This window comes from Staphylococcus lloydii (assembly GCF_015775975.1).
Lineage (GTDB): Bacteria > Bacillota > Bacilli > Staphylococcales > Staphylococcaceae > Staphylococcus > Staphylococcus lloydii.
This window is the reverse complement of the sequence record NZ_CP064056.1, coordinates 1,573,766-1,594,798: the sequence shown is the minus strand read 5'-3', so window position 1 is coordinate 1,594,798 and position 21,033 is coordinate 1,573,766. Positions and strand designations below refer to the sequence as shown.

Genomic DNA, 21,033 nt, shown 5'->3' with positions numbered 1-21,033 from the left:
AGTGTCAAGTAACGAACTATTATTAGCTACTGAATATTTAGAAAAAGAAAAGAAAATACCAAGAGAAGTATTGATTGATGCTATCGAAGCAGCGTTGATTACTGCTTACAAGAAAAACTATGATAGTGCTCGCAATGTGCGCGTTGAATTAAACATGGATGAAGGTATCTTCAAAGTTATAGCAAGAAAAAATGTTGTAGAAGAAGTGTTCGATGACAGAGATGAAATCGATTTAAGTACAGCATTAGTTAAAAATCCAGCATATGAAATAGGTGACATTTACGAAGAAGACGTAACACCAAGTGACTTCGGACGTGTAGGTGCACAAGCTGCAAAACAAGCAGTTATGCAACGTCTAAGAGATGCTGAAAGAGAAATTTTATACGATGAATTTATTGATAAAGAAGAAGACATTGTAACAGGATTAATCGACAGAGTTGACCATCGTTATGTTTATGTCAACTTAGGACGTACTGAAGCAGTTTTATCTGAAGCAGAAAGAAGTCCAAATGAAAAATATATTCCAAACGAACGTATTAAAGTTTTTGTAAATAAAGTTGAACAAACTACAAAAGGTCCTCAAATCTATGTTTCAAGAAGTCATCCAGGCCTATTAAAACGTCTATTCGAACAAGAAGTTCCTGAAATCTTTGATGGTACTGTAATTGTTAAATCAGTTGCACGTGAAGCGGGTGACCGTTCTAAAATTAGTGTGCATGCTGATAATCCAGACATCGATGCTGTCGGCGCTTGTGTAGGGTCAAAAGGTGCTCGTGTTGAAGCTGTTGTAGAGGAACTTGGTGGCGAAAAAATTGATATCGTGCAATGGGATGAAGATCCAAAAGTCTTTGTTCGTAACGCATTGAGTCCATCTCAAGTGCTTGAAGTTATTGTTGACGAAGAAAATCAATCTACAATTGTAGTAGTACCAGATTATCAATTATCATTGGCTATTGGTAAACGTGGACAAAATGCGCGTTTAGCTGCTAAATTAACTGGTTGGAAAATAGATATCAAATCAGAAAGTGATGCACGTGAAGCTGGCGTATATCCTAGCAATTCTTCAGACGATGTAGCTACAGAATCTATTGAGCTTGATGAAGAAAATGAAGACAATAATCTTGATGCCTAATAAATAATTGGAGTGATTACTTTATGAAAAAGAAAAAAATTCCAATGCGTAAATGTATCCTTTCTAATGAAATGCATCCTAAGAAAGACATGATTAGGGTGGTCATTAATAAAGAAGGAGAAATATTTGCAGATGCGACAGGTAAGAAACAAGGTCGTGGCGCTTATGTTTCTAAAGATGTAAATGAAGTAGAAAAAGCACAACAAAAAGGCGTGCTTGAAAAATATTTTAAATCAGACGCAGAAACTTTAGATCCAGTATATAAAGAAATCATACGTCTGATTTATCGTGAAGAGATACCTAAATGATGAAAGAGAAAATCGTAAATTTTTTGGGATTGGCTATGCGAGCGGGAAAAGTTAAAACGGGTGAATCAGTCATCATCAACGAGATAAAAAAACATAGAATCCAACTCGTTATTATAGCTGAGGACGCTTCAGAGAACACGAAAAAAGTAATACAGAACAAATGTGAAAGTTACCATATATCATTTCGTATATTTGGAACTAGATCAGAACTAGGACAAGCTTTAGGTAAAGCGGAACGTGTCAACGTAGGAATTACAGACCAAGGTTTTGCTAAAAAGTTGTTGTCAATGATAGAAGAATATCGTAAGGAGTGACTATATGAGTAAAAAAAGAATTTACGAATATGCCAAAGAATTAAATTTAAAAAGTAAAGATGTTATAGATGAACTTAAGAAAATGGATGTTGAGGTTTCTAACCATATGCAAGCGTTAGAAGATAACCAAATTGTTGCTTTAGACAAGATTTATAAAAAAGACAATCAAAGTGACAAAGGCCAAGCTCAACAACCTAAAGCACAAGGTCAAAAACAAGACAACAAAAAACAACAAAGTTCTCAAAAACCTGCCCAAGGCAACAAGCAAGATGCAAAAAATAATAAGAAACAAAATAACAAAAAGCAAAATAATAAAAATAACAAGAAACAAAACAGACAAAATAATAAAGAGCAACAAACAACAAAAGAGACACCTTCAAAAATTACTTATCAAGACGGTATAACTGTAGGTGAACTTGCGGACAAGTTGAATGTTGAATCTTCTGATGTTATTAAAAAGCTCTTCTTATTAGGAATCATGGCGAATATTAACCAATCATTAGATGATGAAACTTTAGAAGTTATCGTTGATGAATATGGTGTAGAACTTGAAAAAGAAGAAGTAGTAGATGAAGAAGATTTAGCTATTTACTTTGAAGATGCTACTGATGATGAAGATGCAATTGAAAGACCAGCAGTAGTTACAATTATGGGACATGTTGACCATGGTAAAACGACATTATTAGATTCTATTCGTCATACTAAAGTAACAGCTGGTGAAGCAGGTGGTATTACGCAACATATTGGTGCATATCAAATAGAAAATGATGGCAAAACAATTACTTTCTTAGATACTCCAGGACATGCTGCCTTTACTACTATGCGTGCACGTGGTGCTCAAGTTACCGACATTACAATTTTAGTCGTTGCAGCTGATGATGGTGTAATGCCACAAACGATTGAAGCAATCAATCATGCAAAAGAAGCTAATGTACCTACAATCGTTGCTGTTAACAAAATCGATAAACCAACTTCAAACCCTGACCGTGTGATGCAAGAATTAACAGAATATGGTTTAATTCCTGAAGATTGGGGTGGCGACACAATTTTCGTACCACTTTCAGCGCTAAGTGGCGATGGAATCGATAATTTATTAGAAATGATTGTACTTGTATCAGAAGTACAAGAATTAAAAGCTAATCCAAATAACCGTGCAGTGGGTACAGTTATTGAGGCTGAATTAGATAAATCACGTGGACCATCAGCATCTTTATTAGTACAAAATGGTACGTTAAATGTTGGAGATTCACTTGTTGTAGGTAATACGTATGGTCGTATCCGTGCAATGGTAAATGATTTAGGACAAAGAATTAAAACCGCTGGACCTTCTACACCTGTTGAAATAACGGGTATCAATGATGTACCTCAAGCAGGGGACCGTTTTGTTGTATTCTCTGATGAGAAACAAGCTCGAAGAATTGGTGAAGCACGTCACGAAGAGAATATTTTACAACAACGTCAAGAAAGTAAAAATGTTTCATTAGATAATTTATTTGAACAAATGAAGCAAGGTGAAATGAAAGACTTAAATGTTATTATAAAAGGTGACGTTCAAGGTTCAGTTGAAGCATTAGCTGCATCACTTATGAAGATTGATGTTGAAGGCGTTAACGTTAGAATCATCCACACTGCTGTTGGTGCAATTAATGAATCAGACGTTACTTTAGCGAATGCGTCTAATGGTATTATTATCGGTTTTAACGTTAGACCAGATACCGGCGCTAAACGTGCAGCTGAAGCTGAAAATGTAGATATGCGTTTACACCGTGTAATTTACAACGTTATTGAAGAAATTGAATCTGCGATGAAAGGTTTACTTGATCCAGAATTTGAAGAACAAGTTATTGGTCAAGCAGAAGTTCGTCAAACATTCAAAGTTTCTAAAGTGGGTACGATCGCAGGTAGTTATGTAACAGATGGTAAAATTACGCGTAATGCCGGCGTACGTGTTATTAGAGATGGTGTTGTACAATTCGAAGGTGAATTAGATACTTTAAAACGTTACAAAGATGACGTTAAAGAAGTAGCTCAAGGATATGAATGTGGTATCACAGTTGAGAAATTTAATGACCTTAAAGAAGGCGACATCATTGAAGCATATGAAATGGTTGAAGTTGAAAGATAAATAATTTAATATTTCTATAATTACACTTTAAAAAAGTTACACTTCTAAAATATAATGGAGGTGTAACTTTTTTGTTGTAATTACAACAATTTATATTTAATGACATCAGGTGTCTAGGTGTGTTTATATAATTAATACGTAAACAAACGTTGGAGGAGTATTTATGACTAATAAATATTTAACAGATATAGAGCAATTTTGGAGTAAATACTTAGCTCAATATAATTACGAGTATAGTGAACATACATTAAATGCCATTGCTGAAAATAATGATGAAACTGCATTTTTGCATTTAGAGGACCTCGCGCATTGTCGTGAACGATTCGGCCCAAATTTTACAGAATTACCTAAATTTAAAAAATTGCTAAATTTTGCAAATGGCTTGATGGTGGTAGATAAAAATAGAAAGAAAATAATGGTAGAAAATTGTACGATTAATCCTATGATTCCCCAACCCTATTTTGGGAATCCAGAAACTGCAGATATCGTTATTTTAAATAAACAACCTGAAAATGATTTTAGAACCGACAATCCGAACATCGATGGACAAAGAAAGATTCACTTGCGTAATAGGATATTGCAAGATTTTAGAGGCGATTTGAAGTTTAATGGAAAAAAAGGATTTTTACCTTATGAAGATGAACATATCTGGTTTATGAAATATTTTGGTGGAGATTCCTCAATTTTAAAACAATTTAATATAAATCCTAATCGCTTAATGATTCTTAATTATTTTCCTTATCAAACGACATACCAAGCAGGTGTGCCTAAAGATTTTCTATATACTTTGGCTGTTTTACCATCCCAACAACAAAATGCAGATTTATTTAAAATGATGTTCCATGATAATAAACAACGTATATATATTGTGAGAGAAGAAGAACTTTGGGGTTCATTTTTTAGTAAAGCTTTTACTGAAGAAGAAAAACAAGTGCTATTAAAAAATACTTTTGTCTATGCTTCAAAACAAAATAAATATTTTACAGTTGGAAATATTTTAAGTTATAGAGAACAACGTGAGAAGTTAAAGCAAAAAAGAACATTATCTAAATGTGAATATTATAAATGGAATCAACAACTCAAAGAAGAAAGATTAAATGGCAAGTCAGATTTTTATAAAAGAATGGCAACATTAAACAATAAATATTAACTATGAAAAATGCAATTATAAAAGAGGTGGAGCTGAAACGACAATCAGTTCGGCCTCTTATTATTATAAATATTGATTAATTATGGTCTTCAAATGATTAATGAGTTCATCTCTATAGGCCTCAGGTGCTATGATTTTAATATGTTTATAATATTTTTTTATTAGCGCAAAACATTCTACTTTAGACATCAATATTTGGGCAATGATTTTATCGTCTTTATCATAAGAAGAAATAATATTATATTCTGTTGAAACATATTGCCAAAAACTAACACTGATTGATAATGTAATCATATTTTTAATCGTCATATCTGCGAATGTGTAATTGATAGATGTTTCATTAAGGTGCGCTATATCTTCAAATTTAATGGCATCTATTAAATCATCTTTAATGTAAGTCATCCAAAACTCATCATCAATGACATGAATATTAATTGGGCTAACGTAAAGATGTGCACCTGCTCGTGTAGTAATAGTCATATTGTATTTGGCATCTATACAACGTGCGACTTGTATAAAAGAAGAGTAATTATAGTCTCTTTCTTTGATATGGAATTTCTTTAATAAATTATGTACCAATACTTTATGATTCGTACTGGAGAACGAATATTGTTCTATAAATTTATAAATATCTTCATGTACAACAGGCAACGTACCTTTAATTTGATAGAGTAAGGTAATTAGCATTTGTTGTCTGATTTTTAATGGAAATGTTTGGAGACTATGCGTTTCTAATATATTGTCATAAACTATTTTAGCATTAAGTCCTCGCCATTCCTCGTCTTCATATAAGAAATTATTAATATCACTAAAATCTCTTTGAACAGAACGTAAGTTGATGTTTAACGCTTGTGCTAAAGTAGACTTGTTTAAATGTTTACCATTTAGTAAACGTGTATATATGTACAAAAGCCTTTCGGGTTTATTCAAACAATACCTCCTAGTTATAGTGTAAATCAATTTTGAACACTCTAATTATTTATATTACCACATTTAAATTGTTTGTAGTATTAATAAAATATAATTAATTTAAAATTTAAAAGAATTTAGCGGAATACGAATTGTGATAGTTCAAAAGACAAACAGCTAGGAGATAAAATATACAGTTAGGCATAATTTATATGAAACAACTAATTATATTTGTTACATTATTACAATTTTTAACAGTTAGGCATTTTATTAGTGCGTAACTGTAAAGATAATTTGGAAAAGTTATTTAAAAAAATTTCAATAAATAGCGTGTAACATGTCTTTTAAAATTAATAAAGATTGCGATGAAAGGTTTGACGATAATAAACGAACTATCATATAATTTGTAAGTAAGTTAGCTCATAAACAATCGTGAGGTGAAAATGATGAACATGAGAGCAGAACGTGTAGGCGAACAAATGAAACAAGAAATCATGGATATTGTAAATAATAAAGTAAAAGATCCGAGAATTGGATTTTTAACAATAACAGATGTAGAACTTACAAACGATCTTTCGATTGCAAAAGTTTATTTAACAGTTTTAGGTGAACAAAAACAAATTGATGATACGTTTAAAGGATTAGAAAAAGCTAAAGGTTTTATTAAAACAGAATTAGCTTCACGTATGAGATTACGTATCGTACCTGAATTAAACTTTGAGTATGATGAATCAATCGATTATGGTAATAAAATTGAACGTATGATTCAAGACTTGCATAAAAAGGATTAAAGAGAAGCTGGGGCGTAAATCATTGATGGTTTAAGTTCCAGCTTTTTATCGCTTAGACAATATGAGAAAAGGATGTTTTTAATATGTACAATGGCATCTTACCAGTATATAAAAATAGAGGCATGACGAGTCACGACGTCGTGTTTAAATTAAGAAAAATTTTAGGCACTAAAAAAATAGGGCACACCGGTACATTAGATCCAGAAGTCGATGGCGTATTACCTATTTGTATTGGACCAGCTACTAAAGTTAGTGATTACATTATGGATATGGGTAAAACTTACCACGCTACAGTTACTTTAGGGTCAAGTACGACGACTGAAGATCAAACTGGTGAGGTATTAGAGACAAGGCAGTTAGATAATAATGCTCTAAATATTTCTGAAATAGATAAAGTAATAGCAACTTTCCGAGGGACTATCACACAAATACCACCGATGTATTCTTCGGTTAAAGTAAATGGTAAAAAGCTATATGAATATGCAAGAAATAATGAAACTGTTGAACGTCCTGTAAGGCAAGTTAATATTTACCAAATTGAGAGAACAGGTGATTTGGTTTATGAAAATGGACATTGTCAATTTGGTATAATTGTTAAATGTGGCAAAGGTACTTACATAAGAACGTTAGCGACAGATATTGGTAAAGCATTAGATTTGCCAGCACATATGTCTAAATTAACGCGTACGAGTAGTGGTGGATTTGATATAAATGACAGCTTATCTTTAGAAGAGATATCACAGTTACATGAGCAAGAAGCGTTACAGGAAAAATTATTTGCTATAGAATATGGTTTGAAAGGTTTGCCATCTATCAAAATTGAAGATGACGACATGAAACAAAAAGTATTAAATGGACAAAAGTTCTTTATTAACGATTTTGATGAACCAATTTCTGGTAAAATAGTAATGCTAGAAGCACGCACGGAGAAAGCATTAGCGATATATGAACCTCATCCAACTAAAACTGATGAAATTAAGCCTAAGAGGGTTTTTAACTAAAGGAGTATTTGTATGAAAGTTATAGAAGTTACACACCCAATTCAAGAAGATCAATTCATTAAAGAGCCTGTAGCTATGGCTTTCGGCTTTTTTGACGGTATGCATAAAGGCCATTCCAAAGTGTTTGATACTTTAATTCAAAAAGCTGAAGAAAGTAATTTAAAAAAAGCGGTTATGACATTTGATCCACATCCTTCAGTTGTCTTAAACCCTGAACGTAAAAGAACAGACTACTTAACACCTATCGAAGATAAATTGGATATTATCGAACAATATGGCATTGATTACTGCATCGTAATCAATTTTTCTTCGAAATTTGCCGATGTTAGTGCAGAAGATTTTGTGAACGACTATATATTGAAAAATAATGTAGTGAAAATAATAGCTGGCTTTGACTTTACTTTTGGTAAATATGGTAAAGGTAATATGATGACTTTAAGTGAATTAGATGAATGTGAAACGACTATAGTTAGTAAATTAGAAATTGAATCAGAAAAAATTTCTACGACAGAAATTAGACGTGCTTTAAAAGAAGGCGATTTAACTAAAGCCAATAAAGAATTAGGCTATCGCTACCAAATTAAGGGTACAGTCGTTCAAGGAGAAAAAAGGGGCAGAACAATAGGTTTTCCAACTGCAAATGTTCAACCAAGCGGCGATTATGTACTACCGAAAAAAGGTGTTTATGCAGTTAGCATGAAAATAGGTGCTGAAGATAAAATTTATAGAGGCGTTGCTAACGTGGGCGTTAAACCTACATTCCATGATCCTTCACAAGCACAAGTCGTAATTGAAGTGAATTTATTTGATTTTAAAGAAGATATTTATGGCGAGCGAGTAGTTGTTTATTGGCATCATTTTTTGCGCCCAGAAGTCAAATTTGATGGCATTGATCCTTTAGTCGAACAAATGCATAAAGATAAAGAACAAGCCAAATATTTATTATCGGTTGATTTTGGTGATGATGTATCATATAATATTTAAGTCGAATGTATAAAATTTACATTTAAACACCTTTACCTTGGCAAGTTGAGTCTCCGACGCTTTGCTCGGATAAAGGACATAATTTAATTAAATAGGAGGAAATTGATTATGGCAATTTCACAAGAACGTAAAAACGAACTTATTAAAGAATATCGTACGCATGAAGCAGACACTGGTTCACCAGAAGTACAAATCGCTGTATTAACTGCAGAAATCACTGCATTAAACACGCACTTACGTACACACAAAAAAGACCACCATTCACGTCGTGGTTTATTAAAAATGGTAGGTCGTCGTAGACACTTACTTAACTATTTACGTGGTAAAGATATTCAACGTTACCGTGAATTAATTAAATCATTAGGTATCCGTCGTTAATCTTCAGACGTTTATATTCAGGCCGGGACACAATTTTGTCTCGGCCTGAAATATTTTATCGGTAATTTTTGTCTATGTTGCGTGAATACAACGTATCTCACTATTAATATTAGTCATCTTTACCATGGTGTGGGACAATGAAATCTATTATAAATTGGATTTCTATCCTACTCTTTTTTTATAACTCAAAAATTAAAATATATTGTAGCAGTTGTTCAACAATAAATAGGTTGAAAATACTAAAATATACTAATATAAAATTACTTAAATAAATGATATGATAGGATTATTAGATATAGGAGAGGAGATTTATAATGTCTCAAGAGAAAAAAGTTTTTAAAACTGAATGGGCAAACCGTTCATTAACCATCGAGACGGGACAGTTAGCTAAGCAAGCTAATGGTGCTGCGCTTGTACGTTATGGAGACACGGTAGTACTTTCTACTGCTGTTGCTTCAAAAGAACCACGTGACGTGGATTTCTTCCCATTAATGGTTAACTTTGAAGAAAAAATGTACGCAGCAGGTAAAATCCCTGGAGGTTTTAAAAAACGTGAAGGTCGTCCTAGCGATGATGCTACGTTAACAGCGCGACTAATCGATAGACCAATCCGTCCATTATTCCCAAAAGGTTACAAACATGATGTTCAAATTATGAATACGGTACTTAGTGCAGATCCTGATTGTTCACCTGAAATGGCAGCAATGATAGGTTCATCAGTAGCATTAAGTGTTTCTGACATTCCATTCCAAGGACCAATTGCGGGTGTTAACGTTGGTCTTGTAGACGGACAATTTGTAATAAATCCAACAGTAGAGCAGCGTGAAGTTTCTAGATTAGATTTAGAAGTTGCTGGTCATCGTGATGCTGTAAACATGGTAGAAGCTGGTGCTAGTGAAATTACTGAACAAGAAATGCTAGAAGCAATCTTTTTCGGACACGAAGAAATTCAACGTTTAGTTGACTTCCAACAACAGATAATTGATCATTTAACACCTGAAAAACAAGCATTTACACCTGTAGAACAAGATGAACAATTAGTAGACAAAGTTACGCGTTTAACTGAAGAACAAGGATTGAAAAAAGCTGTTTTAACTTTTGATAAACAGCAACGTGACGACAATTTAGATGCCCTAAAAGATGCAGTGATTGAACAATTTGTCGATGAAGAAGATCCAGATAATGAAGCTTTAATTAAAGAAGTTAAAGGTATTTTAAATGACTTAGTTAAAGCTGAAGTAAGAAGATTAATCGCTGAAGAAAAAATTAGACCTGATGGCCGTAAAACTGATGAAATTAGACCGTTAGAATCTGAAGTTGGCTTATTACCTAGAACACATGGTTCAGGTTTATTCACACGTGGTCAAACACAAGCGTTATCTGTAGTGACGTTAGGTTCACTAAGTGAATATCAAATTATTGATGGTTTAGGCGCTGAGGAAGAAAAACGCTTTATGCATCATTACAATTTCCCTAACTTCTCTGTCGGTGAAACTGGACCGGTACGTTCTCCGGGTCGAAGAGAAATTGGACACGGTGCGTTAGGTGAACGCGCATTACAACAAATTATTCCTGATATTAAAGATTTCCCTTATACAGTTAGAATCGTAAGTGAAGTGCTTGAATCAAATGGTTCTTCTTCACAAGCATCAATCTGTGGTTCAACGCTCGCATTGATGGATGCAGGTGTTCCTATTAAAGCACCAGTAGCAGGTATTGCTATGGGACTAGTAACTAGAGATGATAGTTATACAATTTTAACAGATATTCAAGGTATGGAAGATGCTTTAGGAGACATGGACTTTAAAGTTGCCGGTACTTCAGAAGGTATCACAGCGATTCAAATGGACATCAAAATTGATGGACTAACTAAAGAAATTATCCAAGAAGCATTAGAACAAGCACGCGAAGGTAGAATGGCTATCTTAAATCATATGCTTGAAACTATTGACGTTCCTAGAAATGACCTTAGTGCTTATGCGCCAAAAGTCGTAACGATGAACATTAAACCAGACAAGATTAGAGACGTTATTGGACCTGGTGGTAAAAAAATCAATGAAATCATCGATGAAACTGGCGTGAAATTAGATATCGAACAAGATGGTACGATATTTATCGGTGCGGTAGACCAAGAGGCAATTAACAAAGCTAAATCAATTATTGAAGACATTACGCGTGAAGCGGAAGTCGGTCAAACTTATGATGCGAAAGTAAAACGTATTGAGAAATACGGTGCATTTGTTGAACTATTCCCTGGTAAAGATGCATTAGTTCACATTTCACAAATTGCTAACGAACGTATCAATAAAGTAGAAGACGTGCTTGCGATTGGTGATACACTTAAAGTTAAAGTAACTGAAATCGACAAACAAGGTCGTGTAAATGCATCACACAAAGTATTAGAAAGTAAATAATCAAGTATTATTAATACATGAAACTAGTTTAAACAATCATTTCACACAATAGGTTTAAAAGAAATGTGTAAATGACTAAACTAGTTTCTTTTTATTTATTAAGTTAAATTACATACAAAAATAGAATGATATGGAAATTACTTTAATAGTGTACATAGAGCCTAAGATAACTTATAATATAGTATGAGATTATATATGGTCGGGGATTAAAATTAGGAGGTACAATTTTGAGTTTAATTAAGAAAAAAAATAAAAATATTCGCATAATCCCCCTTGGTGGAGTCGGAGAAATTGCGAAAAATATGTATATCGTTGAAGTAGACGATGAAATGTTTATGTTAGATGCTGGTTTAATGTTCCCAGAGGATGAAATGCTAGGGGTCGACATCGTTATACCAGATATTCAATATGTTATTGAAAACAAACATAAACTTAAAGGGATCTTTTTGACACATGGGCATGAGCATGCAATTGGTGCGGTAACTTATGTGTTAGAACAAGTTGATGCCCCAGTGTATGGTTCAAAACTAACAATTGCTTTAGTTAAAGAAAATATGAAATCACGTAATATAAATAAAAAAGTTAGATACTATACAGTAAATAATGAATCTGTTATGCGTTTTAAAGGCGTTAATGTCACGTTCTTTAGTACAGCGCACAGTATTCCTGATAGTTTAGGTGTGTGTATTCATACTTCATATGGTTCAATCGTTTATACTGGCGAATTTAAATTCGACCAAAGTTTACAAGGCCATTATGCACCTGATTTAAAACATATGACTGAAATTGGTGCAGAAGGCGTTTTCGCACTAATCAGTGATTCTACAGAGGCAGAAAAACCCGGCTACAATACGCCTGAAAATGTTATAGAATCACATATGTATGATGCATTTACTAAAGTCAAAGGACGTTTAATCGTTTCATGTTATGCCTCTAACTTTATTCGCATTCAACAAGTATTGAATGTTGCTAGCAAGTTAAATAGAAAAGTGTCATTTTTAGGTAGATCACTTGAAAGTTCTTTTAGCATTGCGCGTAAAATGGGTTATTTTGATATACCAAAAGACTTACTTATTCCGATAAACGAAGTTGAAAATTACCCTAAAAACGAAGTTATTATTATTGCGACTGGTATGCAAGGCGAACCAATCGAAGCACTAAGCCAAATGGCACAACAAAAACACAAAATTATGAATATTGAAGAAGGCGATTCAGTATTTTTAGCTATCACAGCATCGGCAAATATGGAAGTTATAATCGGTGACACTTTAAATGAGCTTGTGAGAGCAGGCGCAGAGGTTTTACCGAATAACAAAAAAATTCATGCATCAAGCCATGGTTGTATGGAAGAATTAAAAATGATGATTAACATTATGAAGCCAGAATATTTTATTCCTGTTAATGGTGAATTTAAAATGCAAATTGCGCATGCCAAATTAGCCAACGAAGCAGGCGTTCAGCCTGAGAAAATCTTTTTAGTAGAAAAAGGTGACGTTGTTAATTATGACGGCGAAGAAATGATTTTAAATGAAAAAGTAAATTCAGGAAATGTGTTAATTGATGGTATTGGCGTTGGTGATGTCGGCAATATCGTCTTAAGAGATCGTCATTTGTTAGCAGAAGATGGCATTTTTATTGCAGTAGTGACATTAGATCCAAAAAACAGACGTATTGCTGCTGGTCCAGAAATACAATCACGTGGTTTTGTATATGTGCGTGAAAGCGAAGAATTATTAAATGAAGCTGAAGAAAAAGTGCGCGAAATTGTAGAACAAGGACTGATGGAAAAAAGAATCGAATGGTCTGAAATTAAACAAAATATGCGCGATCAAATCAGTAAGCTTTTATTTGAAAGTACAAAACGTCGTCCAATGATCATTCCAGTTATTTCGGAAATCTAATATTAACACATAGTTAAAGAGGTTGAGACTTGAGCTTTAATCATATAGCGCAAAGTTTCTACCTCTTTGTGTCATTCATAGCGATTTATAAAAATTAGAAGTGTAGTTTACATCCGTATCGAAGTTATATGAATTTTGTTGAAATCAAACTATTTTCGTGCTGAACGTCGGTATAAATGTAAACTACACTGATACATAGATTTAGTAAAAGAAGGTGTGAATTTTGCCACAAACGAAGAAAAGAACAACTGCTAAGAAAAAGCCAACTAATACGAAAAAGAAAACGACAAGTCGTAAAAATAAACAAAGTGATAACGCCTTAAAATATATTTTTGCGATAATTGTTATAATCTTAACGGTATTAGCTGTTTTTCAATTAGGCATTGTTGGTGTCATGTTAGATAGTTTTTTCAACTATTTATTTGGTATGAGTAGATATTTAACTTATATATTGATATTAGCAGCAACAATATTTATAACTTTTTACAAAGGGATACCTAAGACCAGAAGAACCATCGGCGCGATTGTATTACAATTGACTTTATTATTATTAACACAAATAGTATTTCATTTTTCTCATACAAGCCAATCTAAAAGAGAACCAGTACTGTCATTTGTATATAAATCATATGAACATTCACACTTCCCAAATTTTGGCGGAGGCTTACTAGGATACTATTTATTAGAACTATTAACACCTCTTATATCAATAGTTGGCGTAATTATAGTTACGATTTTATTAATTATCTCTAGTATTGTGTTGATACTGAAACATCGTCATAGAGATGTAGCTAAAAGTTTCTTTGATAATGCTAAAGTGAAAAGCGAGTCTGCTTCATACAAATTAAGTGAAAAGAGACAACAAAATAAAGTCAAAAAAGAAGCCAAAGCGAGAGTTAAAGCAGAGAAAAAAGCGGCACAAGAAGCAGAAGCTAATAATGTAAAAGACGTTAGTGATTTACCAGAAGTTACAGAGAAGGAACAACAGACGCCACAATCCACAATCCCTATTTATGGGCACAATGATTCAGAAAATAACGCACAAAAAGAGTTACAAGAAAGCGACAATGAACCGGAGGATAATAATCACTCACCATCTTCTATTACAAGTAATTCACGTAAAAGTAATAAACGTGATACAAACGGTGACAACAATCAAGAAACAGAAGAAATCACTGATCATGATAATTCTGGTTCAATTTCTGATGCAGGAGAAGTAGAAAATGAAGCTTATAATATACCGCCATTGAGTTTACTTAAACAACCTGCGAAACAACAATCCACTTCTAAGGCTGAAGTGCAGAAAAAAGGGCGTTTACTTGAAACTACATTGAAAAACTTTGGTGTTGACGCCAGAGTAACTCAAATTAAGATAGGACCTGCAGTTACTCAATATGAAATACAACCAGCACAAGGTGTCAAAGTAAGCAAAATTGTAAATTTAAATAATGACTTAGCGTTAGCATTAGCAGCGAAAGATATAAGAATTGAAGCTCCAATTCCTGGTCGCTCAGCGGTAGGGATAGAAGTACCAAATGATAAAATTTCACTGGTTGCATTAAAAGAAGTATTAGATGAAAAATTCCCTGCTGAGAATAAATTAGAAGTTGGTTTAGGTAGAGATATTTCTGGTGATCCTATTACAGTCGAACTAAACAAAATGCCTCACTTATTAGTGGCTGGTTCAACGGGTAGCGGTAAATCCGTATGTATCAATGGTATTATTACGAGTATTTTATTAAATGCCAAACCGCACGAAGTGAAATTAATGTTAATCGACCCGAAAATGGTTGAATTGAATGTCTATAACGGGATACCACATCTGTTAACACCTGTAGTTACAAACCCGCATAAAGCTGCACAAGCATTAGAAAAAGTAGTTGCTGAAATGGAACGACGCTACGACTTGTTCCAACATTCTTCGACTAAAAATATAGAAGGATACAATCAATATATCCGTCGTCAAAACGAAGAGCTTGATGAAAAACAAGCAGAATTACCTTATATAGTTACTATCGTAGATGAATTAGCTGACTTAATGATGGTGGCTGGTAAAGATGTTGAAAATGCCATTCAACGTATAACGCAAATGGCACGTGCTGCAGGTATCCATTTGATTATCGCTACACAACGACCTTCAGTAGATGTTATTACCGGTATCATTAAAAACAACATTCCATCAAGAATAGCATTTGCCGTAAGTTCACAAACTGATTCAAGAACGATCATCGATAGTGGCGGTGCAGATAAACTGCTCGGTAAAGGCGATATGTTGTATGTAGCTAATGGCGGTTCAATACGTACGCGTGTGCAAGGCGCATTTTTAAGTGAACAAGAAGTACAAGACGTTGTTAATTACGTTGTAGATCAACAAAAAGCAAATTATGTTAAAGAGATGGAACCGGATGAACCTGTAGAGAAATCTGAAATGAAAAGTGAAGATCCACTTTATGATGAAGCCTATTTATTTGTCATCGAACAACAAAAAGCAAGTACATCGTTGTTACAACGTCAATTCAGGATAGGTTATAATAGAGCTTCAAGATTGATGGATGATTTAGAAAGTAATCAGGTCATCGGACCACAAAAAGGAAGCAAACCAAGACAAATATTAGTTGATTTAAATAGCGATGAGGTGTAAATATGGAATTAACTTCAGTGTATAAAGTTAAAGAGTGGATTTTAAACCAAATTAAGGCCGGTAAATTAAATAACGGTGATAAATTGCCTAGTTATTTAAGCATTGCTAGAGACCTAAAAGTTAAAACAGATGATGTCTACGATGGCGTAGATGAATTAATAACAGAACAAATTTTAACGAATAACTTAGAGGAAGGTGTCAGTGTTAAACCGCTGCATCCTTTCCTTTACCCATTAGGGGAATTAGTAAGTATAAGTGAAATGATTGAAGAACAAGGTTATAATGCAGGTACTGAATTTATTAGCTTAGATGAAAAGCCAGCTACATCTTTAGATGCATATACTTTAGAAATAGAAGATAAAACACTTGTCACGATTATTGAGCGTATTCGTACGGCAGATCAATTTCCAGTCGTTTATTGTTTAGATAAAATTCCAAATGATGATTTGACCTGTTTCCAGTATCAAGAACATAGACAATCTATTTTAAACGCGATTGAACAATATTCTGATAAAGAAATTAGTTATGCTGAAACCGAAATAGAAGCGATAAGTTATGAACCACACATCTCTGATCTATTGAATGCTTCACCTCATGAAGGTTTAATGTTGTTAAAATTAGTTCATTATGATGAAAATGATAAACCTGTGTTTTATTCATTTAATTACTTTAAAAGTAGTTTAGTTAAATTTAAAGCGGTAAGAAATAGAGTATAAACTAAAATGAAAGTGGGGAAAATTATTGGAAAATATAAAACCACAAGATAATTTTCATGTAAGTGTATTACCAACAACTAAGTTTAAAACGACGATGATTACATTGAAGTTTATGGCTCCATTAGAAGAAGAGACGATTACTTCTAGGTCGTTACTTAGTAAAATACTTATGAGAGCTACTCAAAAGTATCCAACAGATAAAGCTTTCAATAGAAAGTTATCTGAACTTTATGGCGCATATGTAAATAGCTATGTTTCTAAATTTAAAGATAAACATGTGATTACAATCTCTCTAGAGTTAGTTAACGAGAAATATTTAAAAGATACCACACCTTTATTCGAACAGGGTATTGAACTACTAAAAGAAATAATCTGGCATCCATTAACCAATGACGGTTTATTTGATGAAACTTTATTGGCGCAAGAGAAGTCTTTATTAACTAAAAAATTAGAAGCTGTTGAAGATAATAAATCACAACTCGCGTTTTTAAACTTACTTCAACATATGTTTGGAGAACAATCATATAGTCAACTTTCTACAGGTCAAGTAGAAAAGATAGCACATATTACGAACGAGTCTTTATATAATACATATCAATCTATGATTGAAAATGACTATTGCGCAGTATACGTAGTGGGCAATGTCAATGAAACGGAAGTTAAATCAAATATAAATAAATATTTTAAATTAAAACCATTTAAATTTGAATCATTTAATGATGTTCAAGTCAAACCTAAAAATCAATTGCCTCACGTTGTAGTCGAATATGATGAAATTGATCAAGCGAAATTAAACATGGGGTTTAAGTTCCCAACTAAATTTGGAGATAATGATTACTTCACTTTTGTTGTGTTAAACATGATGTTCGGTGGGGATCCATCTTCAGTATTGTTTAATGAAGTACGCGAAAAGCAAAGTCTAGCTTATTCAATCCATTCACAAATTGATAGTAAAAATGGCTATATGTTTGTATTGAGTGGTGTAGCCTCTGATAAATACGAGACTGCCCAAGCAACGATTATTAAAGAATTTGAAAAGTTCCAACAAGGTGATTTTACTGACGATAAAATCGATTTAGCTAAAAAAGTGATTATTTCACAACGACGAGAAGCGGAAGATAGACCTAAAAGTATTATAGAACGTTTAAATAATAACTTGTTACTCGAGTCAAATATGACAGAGTCTACATACATAGAAGGTATTATGAATGTTTCTCGCGACCAAATTATCGCTTTAGCCCAAGCGACAGTCTTAGATACTATATATATTTTGACTAAGGGAGGAGAAGCATAATGGAGGAACAATATTACCAACAAATAGACGAATATGTGTATAAAGAAAAATTAGATAATGGCTTAGACGTCTTTATTATACCTAAAAAAGGATTTCAAAAAACGTTTGTAACATATACAACACAATTTGGCTCATTAGATAGTAAGTTTAAACCTCATAATCAAGATTCATACATAACAGTTCCAGATGGTGTTGCTCACTTTTTAGAACATAAGTTATTTGAGAATGAAGAAGATGATTTATTTACAGCATTTGCAGAAGATAATGCCCAAGTCAATGCTTTTACGAGTTTTGACCGTACTAGCTATTTGTTTAGTGCTACAGACCAAGTTGAAACAAATATTAAGCGTTTACTCACTATGGTTGAAACACCGTACTTTACGAAAGAAACTGTAGATAAAGAAAAAGGTATTATTGCAGAAGAGATTAAAATGTACCAAGAGCAACCAGGCTATAAAATCATGTTTAACACATTAAGAGCGATGTATGATACCCATCCAATTAAAGTAGATATTGCGGGTAGTGTTGATAGTATATATGAGATAACGAAAGATGATTTATATTTATGTTATGAAACATTTTATCATCCATCTAATATGGTGTTGTTCGTGGTGGGCGATGTAGATCCCGAGCAAATTTTAAAAATTGTAACTGAACATGAAGATAAAAGAGATAAAGTAGCACAACCTGAGATTCAACGAGATGCACTAGTTGAAAAAGAAGAGGTTAATCAACAGTTCGTCTCAGAAAAGATGAAATTACAATCTCCAAGATTAATGCTCGGTTTTAAAAACAAGCCATTAACGAATGCTTCGGCCGATCAATATGTCCGCAAAGATTTAGAGATGACACTCTTTTTTGAACTTGTATTTGGTGAGGAAACAGATTTTTACCAATCATTACTTAATAGTGAATTGATAGACGATACATTTGGATACCAATTTATATTAGAACCAACGTATAGTTTTTCAATTATTTCAAGTGCTACACAAAAGCCAGATGAACTAAAGCAATTATTATTAGCAGAGTTAGCACAATCTCAAGGTAAATTAACAGATAATGAAGCCTTTGAATTACTGAAGAAGCAATTTATTGGAGAATTCATTTCTGGATTAAATTCACCAGAATATATTGCCAATCAGTATACTAAATTACATTTTGAAGGGGTAAGCCTCTTCGATATGTTAGAAATAGTGGAAGATATTACGTTGGAAAGTGTGAATGAGACCGCTAAGCAATGTTTAAATTTAGAGCAAATGGTTGATAGCCGGTTGGAGATGAAATAATATGAAGGCACTTGTTATAGGTGGTTCTGGTTCGATAGGACAAGCGATTGTTACCCGTTTATTAGATGAAGGTTATGAAGTGATCGTGCAATATAATTCCACAGATTTAACAAACTTAACCCAACAATTTGAAAATGATGCGGTGCAATTTGTGCAATGTGATTTATTAGCAACGTCTGATTATAATAAAGTATTTGGGTTTATACATAATTTAGATTGCTTAATATATTCAGGTGGCAATGCGCTTTATGGACAACTTCAAGACATGCATGAGGAACAAATTGATGAAGCATATTGTCTTCATGTACGAGAATTTATTAGACTGTCTAAATATTTTGTAGATCAACTCCGTCGCAGTGATAATGGTAGAATAATCGTTATTTCATCTATATGGGGTGAAACTGGCGCTAGTTTAGAATCAGTGTATTCAGCAATGAAAAGTGCACAAATAGGATTCGTTAAAGCAATGAGTCAAGAATTAGCACTAACAACTGTTACGGTTAATGCAATTACACCGGGTATTGTACGAGGACGTATGTCTGAGGTATGGAGTGACGAAGAACTCCAACAAATACTTGATGACTTGCCGCAACAGCGCTTAATTGAACCAGAAGAAATTGCACATACGTGTGCTTATCTTTGTCATCCTTTTGCTAAAAGTGTAACCGGCACCGTTCAAAAAATTAACGGCGGTTGGTATTTATAAAAAGAAGACAATATTATGTTCCACGAAATTAATATTCAATGTTATAATGACCATATAATTAAATGCAAACGATAACAAACATATAATTGTCCGTTTGTATCATTGTTTAAACTTGTCACTGCTCGAAAACTAAGGGGTGTAAAATATGACGGTTACTACAAAAAAAGAATGGTATTTAGAATATGAAATCACTATGAACCGTGCAGGTTTATTAGGTGATATTTCGAGTCTTTTAGGCATGATGGGTATTAGTATTGTTACCATTAATGGTGTTGAACAAGCGCGAAGAGGTTTGCTTATTAAATCGGATAACTTAGAAAAAGTAAGTCGTTTTGAAGGTATAGTGAGCGAAATAGATGATATTTCTATTACGAAGTTGAGAAAACCTGAACTACGTGACAGACTAGCTGTAAGACATGGGCGTTACATAGAGCAAGATGCAGATGATAAAAAGACATTTCGCTTTGAACGTGAAGATTTAGGTTTGTTAGTCGATTTTATGGCAGAATTATTTAAAGAAAACGGACATAAATTGATTGGTATTAGAGGTATGCCTCGCGTTGGTAAAACAGAATCAATCGTTGCCGGTAGTGTCTGTGCGCATAAAAGATGGCTATTTATTAGTTCAACACTTATTAAACAAACAGTACGTAGTTCATTAATTAAAGGTGAATATGATTCTGACCATGTTTACATTATTGATGGCGCCGTAACCGCAAGAGAATCAGATGCTAAACACCAAGATTTAGTTAAAGAAGTTATGAATTTACCAGCGATTAAAGTCGTTGAACATCCAGATTTATTTGTCGAAACTAGTGATTACGAAATGAATGATTTTGATTATATAATTGAGTTGAGAGAAAATAAAAACCAAGAAATTCATTATGAAGAAATGAAGAAAAATACGGTCAAAAGAAAAAATAATTTAGATTTTGGCGAAAATGGATTTGGTGACTTCGGTGATGGTTTTGGTTTCTTTTAAT

The 21,033-nt window shown here is 33.3% G+C and carries 17 protein-coding genes and 2 pseudogenes; 18 read left to right on the top strand and 1 reads right to left on the bottom strand.

Going from position 1 to position 21,033, the window contains the following annotated elements; all coding sequences use genetic code 11:
* Position 1: 1 nt before the first annotated feature.
* From nusA to ISP08_RS07765, 5 genes are all read left to right on the top strand, one after another.
* Positions 2-1,132: a transcription termination factor NusA gene (nusA, locus tag ISP08_RS07785; RefSeq protein WP_195718249.1), complete on the top strand. Its 1,131-nt coding sequence runs from the start codon at positions 2-4 to the stop codon at positions 1,130-1,132.
* 23 nt (positions 1,133-1,155) lie between these two features.
* Positions 1,156-1,440 carry an RNase P modulator RnpM gene (gene rnpM / locus ISP08_RS07780; protein ID WP_048794056.1) on the top strand — a complete coding sequence of 95 codons (285 nt, stop codon included), beginning with the start codon at positions 1,156-1,158 and terminating at the stop codon, positions 1,438-1,440.
* Complete coding sequence (locus ISP08_RS07775) at positions 1,437-1,754, top strand: L7Ae/L30e/S12e/Gadd45 family ribosomal protein (protein WP_195718248.1); 318 nt, start codon at positions 1,437-1,439, stop codon at positions 1,752-1,754. Before rnpM ends, ISP08_RS07775 begins: the two co-directional genes overlap by 4 nt.
* A gap of 4 nt (positions 1,755-1,758) precedes the next feature.
* Positions 1,759-3,879: a translation initiation factor IF-2 gene (gene infB, locus ISP08_RS07770; protein ID WP_195718247.1), complete on the top strand. Its 2,121-nt coding sequence runs from the start codon at positions 1,759-1,761 to the stop codon at positions 3,877-3,879.
* 163 nt (positions 3,880-4,042) lie between these two features.
* Positions 4,043-5,029 (top strand): hypothetical protein, encoded by a 987-nt coding sequence (locus ISP08_RS07765; protein WP_195718246.1) that lies wholly within the window; start codon positions 4,043-4,045, stop codon positions 5,027-5,029.
* Positions 5,030-5,092: 63 nt separating this feature from the next.
* On the opposite strand, the gene ISP08_RS07760 is transcribed toward ISP08_RS07765, so the two are convergent.
* A complete protein-coding gene (locus ISP08_RS07760; RefSeq protein WP_195718245.1) occupies positions 5,093-5,959 on the bottom strand; it encodes a hypothetical protein in 867 nt (288 codons plus the stop codon).
* A gap of 422 nt (positions 5,960-6,381) precedes the next feature.
* Here ISP08_RS07760 and rbfA point away from each other — a divergent pair, with 422 nt between their 5' ends.
* The 13 genes and pseudogenes from rbfA to ISP08_RS07700 all read left to right on the top strand — a co-directional run bounded on the left by rbfA (position 6,382) and on the right by ISP08_RS07700 (position 21,032).
* Positions 6,382-6,729, top strand: coding sequence for a 30S ribosome-binding factor RbfA (gene rbfA, locus ISP08_RS07755; RefSeq protein ID WP_048794052.1), 348 nt, complete (start codon positions 6,382-6,384; stop codon positions 6,727-6,729).
* A gap of 83 nt (positions 6,730-6,812) precedes the next feature.
* On the top strand, positions 6,813-7,730 hold the full coding sequence (truB, locus tag ISP08_RS07750) for a tRNA pseudouridine(55) synthase TruB (RefSeq protein ID WP_195718244.1): 918 nt from the start codon (positions 6,813-6,815) through the stop codon (positions 7,728-7,730).
* A gap of 12 nt (positions 7,731-7,742) precedes the next feature.
* A complete protein-coding gene (locus ISP08_RS07745; RefSeq protein WP_195718243.1) occupies positions 7,743-8,714 on the top strand; it encodes a bifunctional riboflavin kinase/FAD synthetase in 972 nt (323 codons plus the stop codon).
* A gap of 108 nt (positions 8,715-8,822) precedes the next feature.
* Positions 8,823-9,092, top strand: coding sequence for a 30S ribosomal protein S15 (gene rpsO, locus ISP08_RS07740; RefSeq protein WP_048794049.1), 270 nt, complete (start codon positions 8,823-8,825; stop codon positions 9,090-9,092).
* Positions 9,093-9,406: 314 nt separating this feature from the next.
* The gene (pnp, locus tag ISP08_RS07735; protein WP_195718242.1) at positions 9,407-11,506 is read left to right on the top strand and encodes a polyribonucleotide nucleotidyltransferase; all 2,100 of its coding nucleotides are present in this window, start codon (positions 9,407-9,409) and stop codon (positions 11,504-11,506) included.
* A 227-nt stretch (positions 11,507-11,733) separates the two neighbouring features.
* A complete protein-coding gene (gene rnjB / locus ISP08_RS07730; protein WP_048794047.1) occupies positions 11,734-13,407 on the top strand; it encodes a ribonuclease J2 in 1,674 nt (557 codons plus the stop codon).
* Between the two features lie 223 nt (positions 13,408-13,630).
* Positions 13,631-14,441, top strand: a pseudogene (locus ISP08_RS13035) (DNA translocase FtsK 4TM domain-containing protein); the annotation flags it as partial.
* A 155-nt stretch (positions 14,442-14,596) separates the two neighbouring features.
* Positions 14,597-16,048, top strand: a pseudogene (locus tag ISP08_RS13030) (DNA translocase FtsK); the annotation flags it as partial.
* Positions 16,049-16,050: 2 nt separating this feature from the next.
* Entirely contained in the window at positions 16,051-16,764 is a 714-nt protein-coding gene (locus ISP08_RS07720; RefSeq protein ID WP_048794045.1) for a GntR family transcriptional regulator, read from the top strand.
* A 25-nt stretch (positions 16,765-16,789) separates the two neighbouring features.
* Positions 16,790-18,058 carry an EF-P 5-aminopentanol modification-associated protein YfmF gene (gene yfmF, locus ISP08_RS07715; protein WP_229294065.1) on the top strand — a complete coding sequence of 423 codons (1,269 nt, stop codon included), beginning with the start codon at positions 16,790-16,792 and terminating at the stop codon, positions 18,056-18,058.
* Positions 18,058-19,344, top strand: coding sequence for an EF-P 5-aminopentanol modification-associated protein YfmH (yfmH, locus tag ISP08_RS07710; protein ID WP_195718240.1), 1,287 nt, complete (start codon positions 18,058-18,060; stop codon positions 19,342-19,344). Before yfmF ends, yfmH begins: the two co-directional genes overlap by 1 nt.
* Position 19,345: 1 nt before the next feature.
* The gene (ymfI, locus tag ISP08_RS07705; protein ID WP_195718239.1) at positions 19,346-20,050 is read left to right on the top strand and encodes an elongation factor P 5-aminopentanone reductase; all 705 of its coding nucleotides are present in this window, start codon (positions 19,346-19,348) and stop codon (positions 20,048-20,050) included.
* Between the two features lie 145 nt (positions 20,051-20,195).
* Positions 20,196-21,032 (top strand): DUF3388 domain-containing protein, encoded by an 837-nt coding sequence (locus ISP08_RS07700; RefSeq protein ID WP_048794041.1) that lies wholly within the window; start codon positions 20,196-20,198, stop codon positions 21,030-21,032.
* Position 21,033 lies beyond the last annotated feature (1 nt).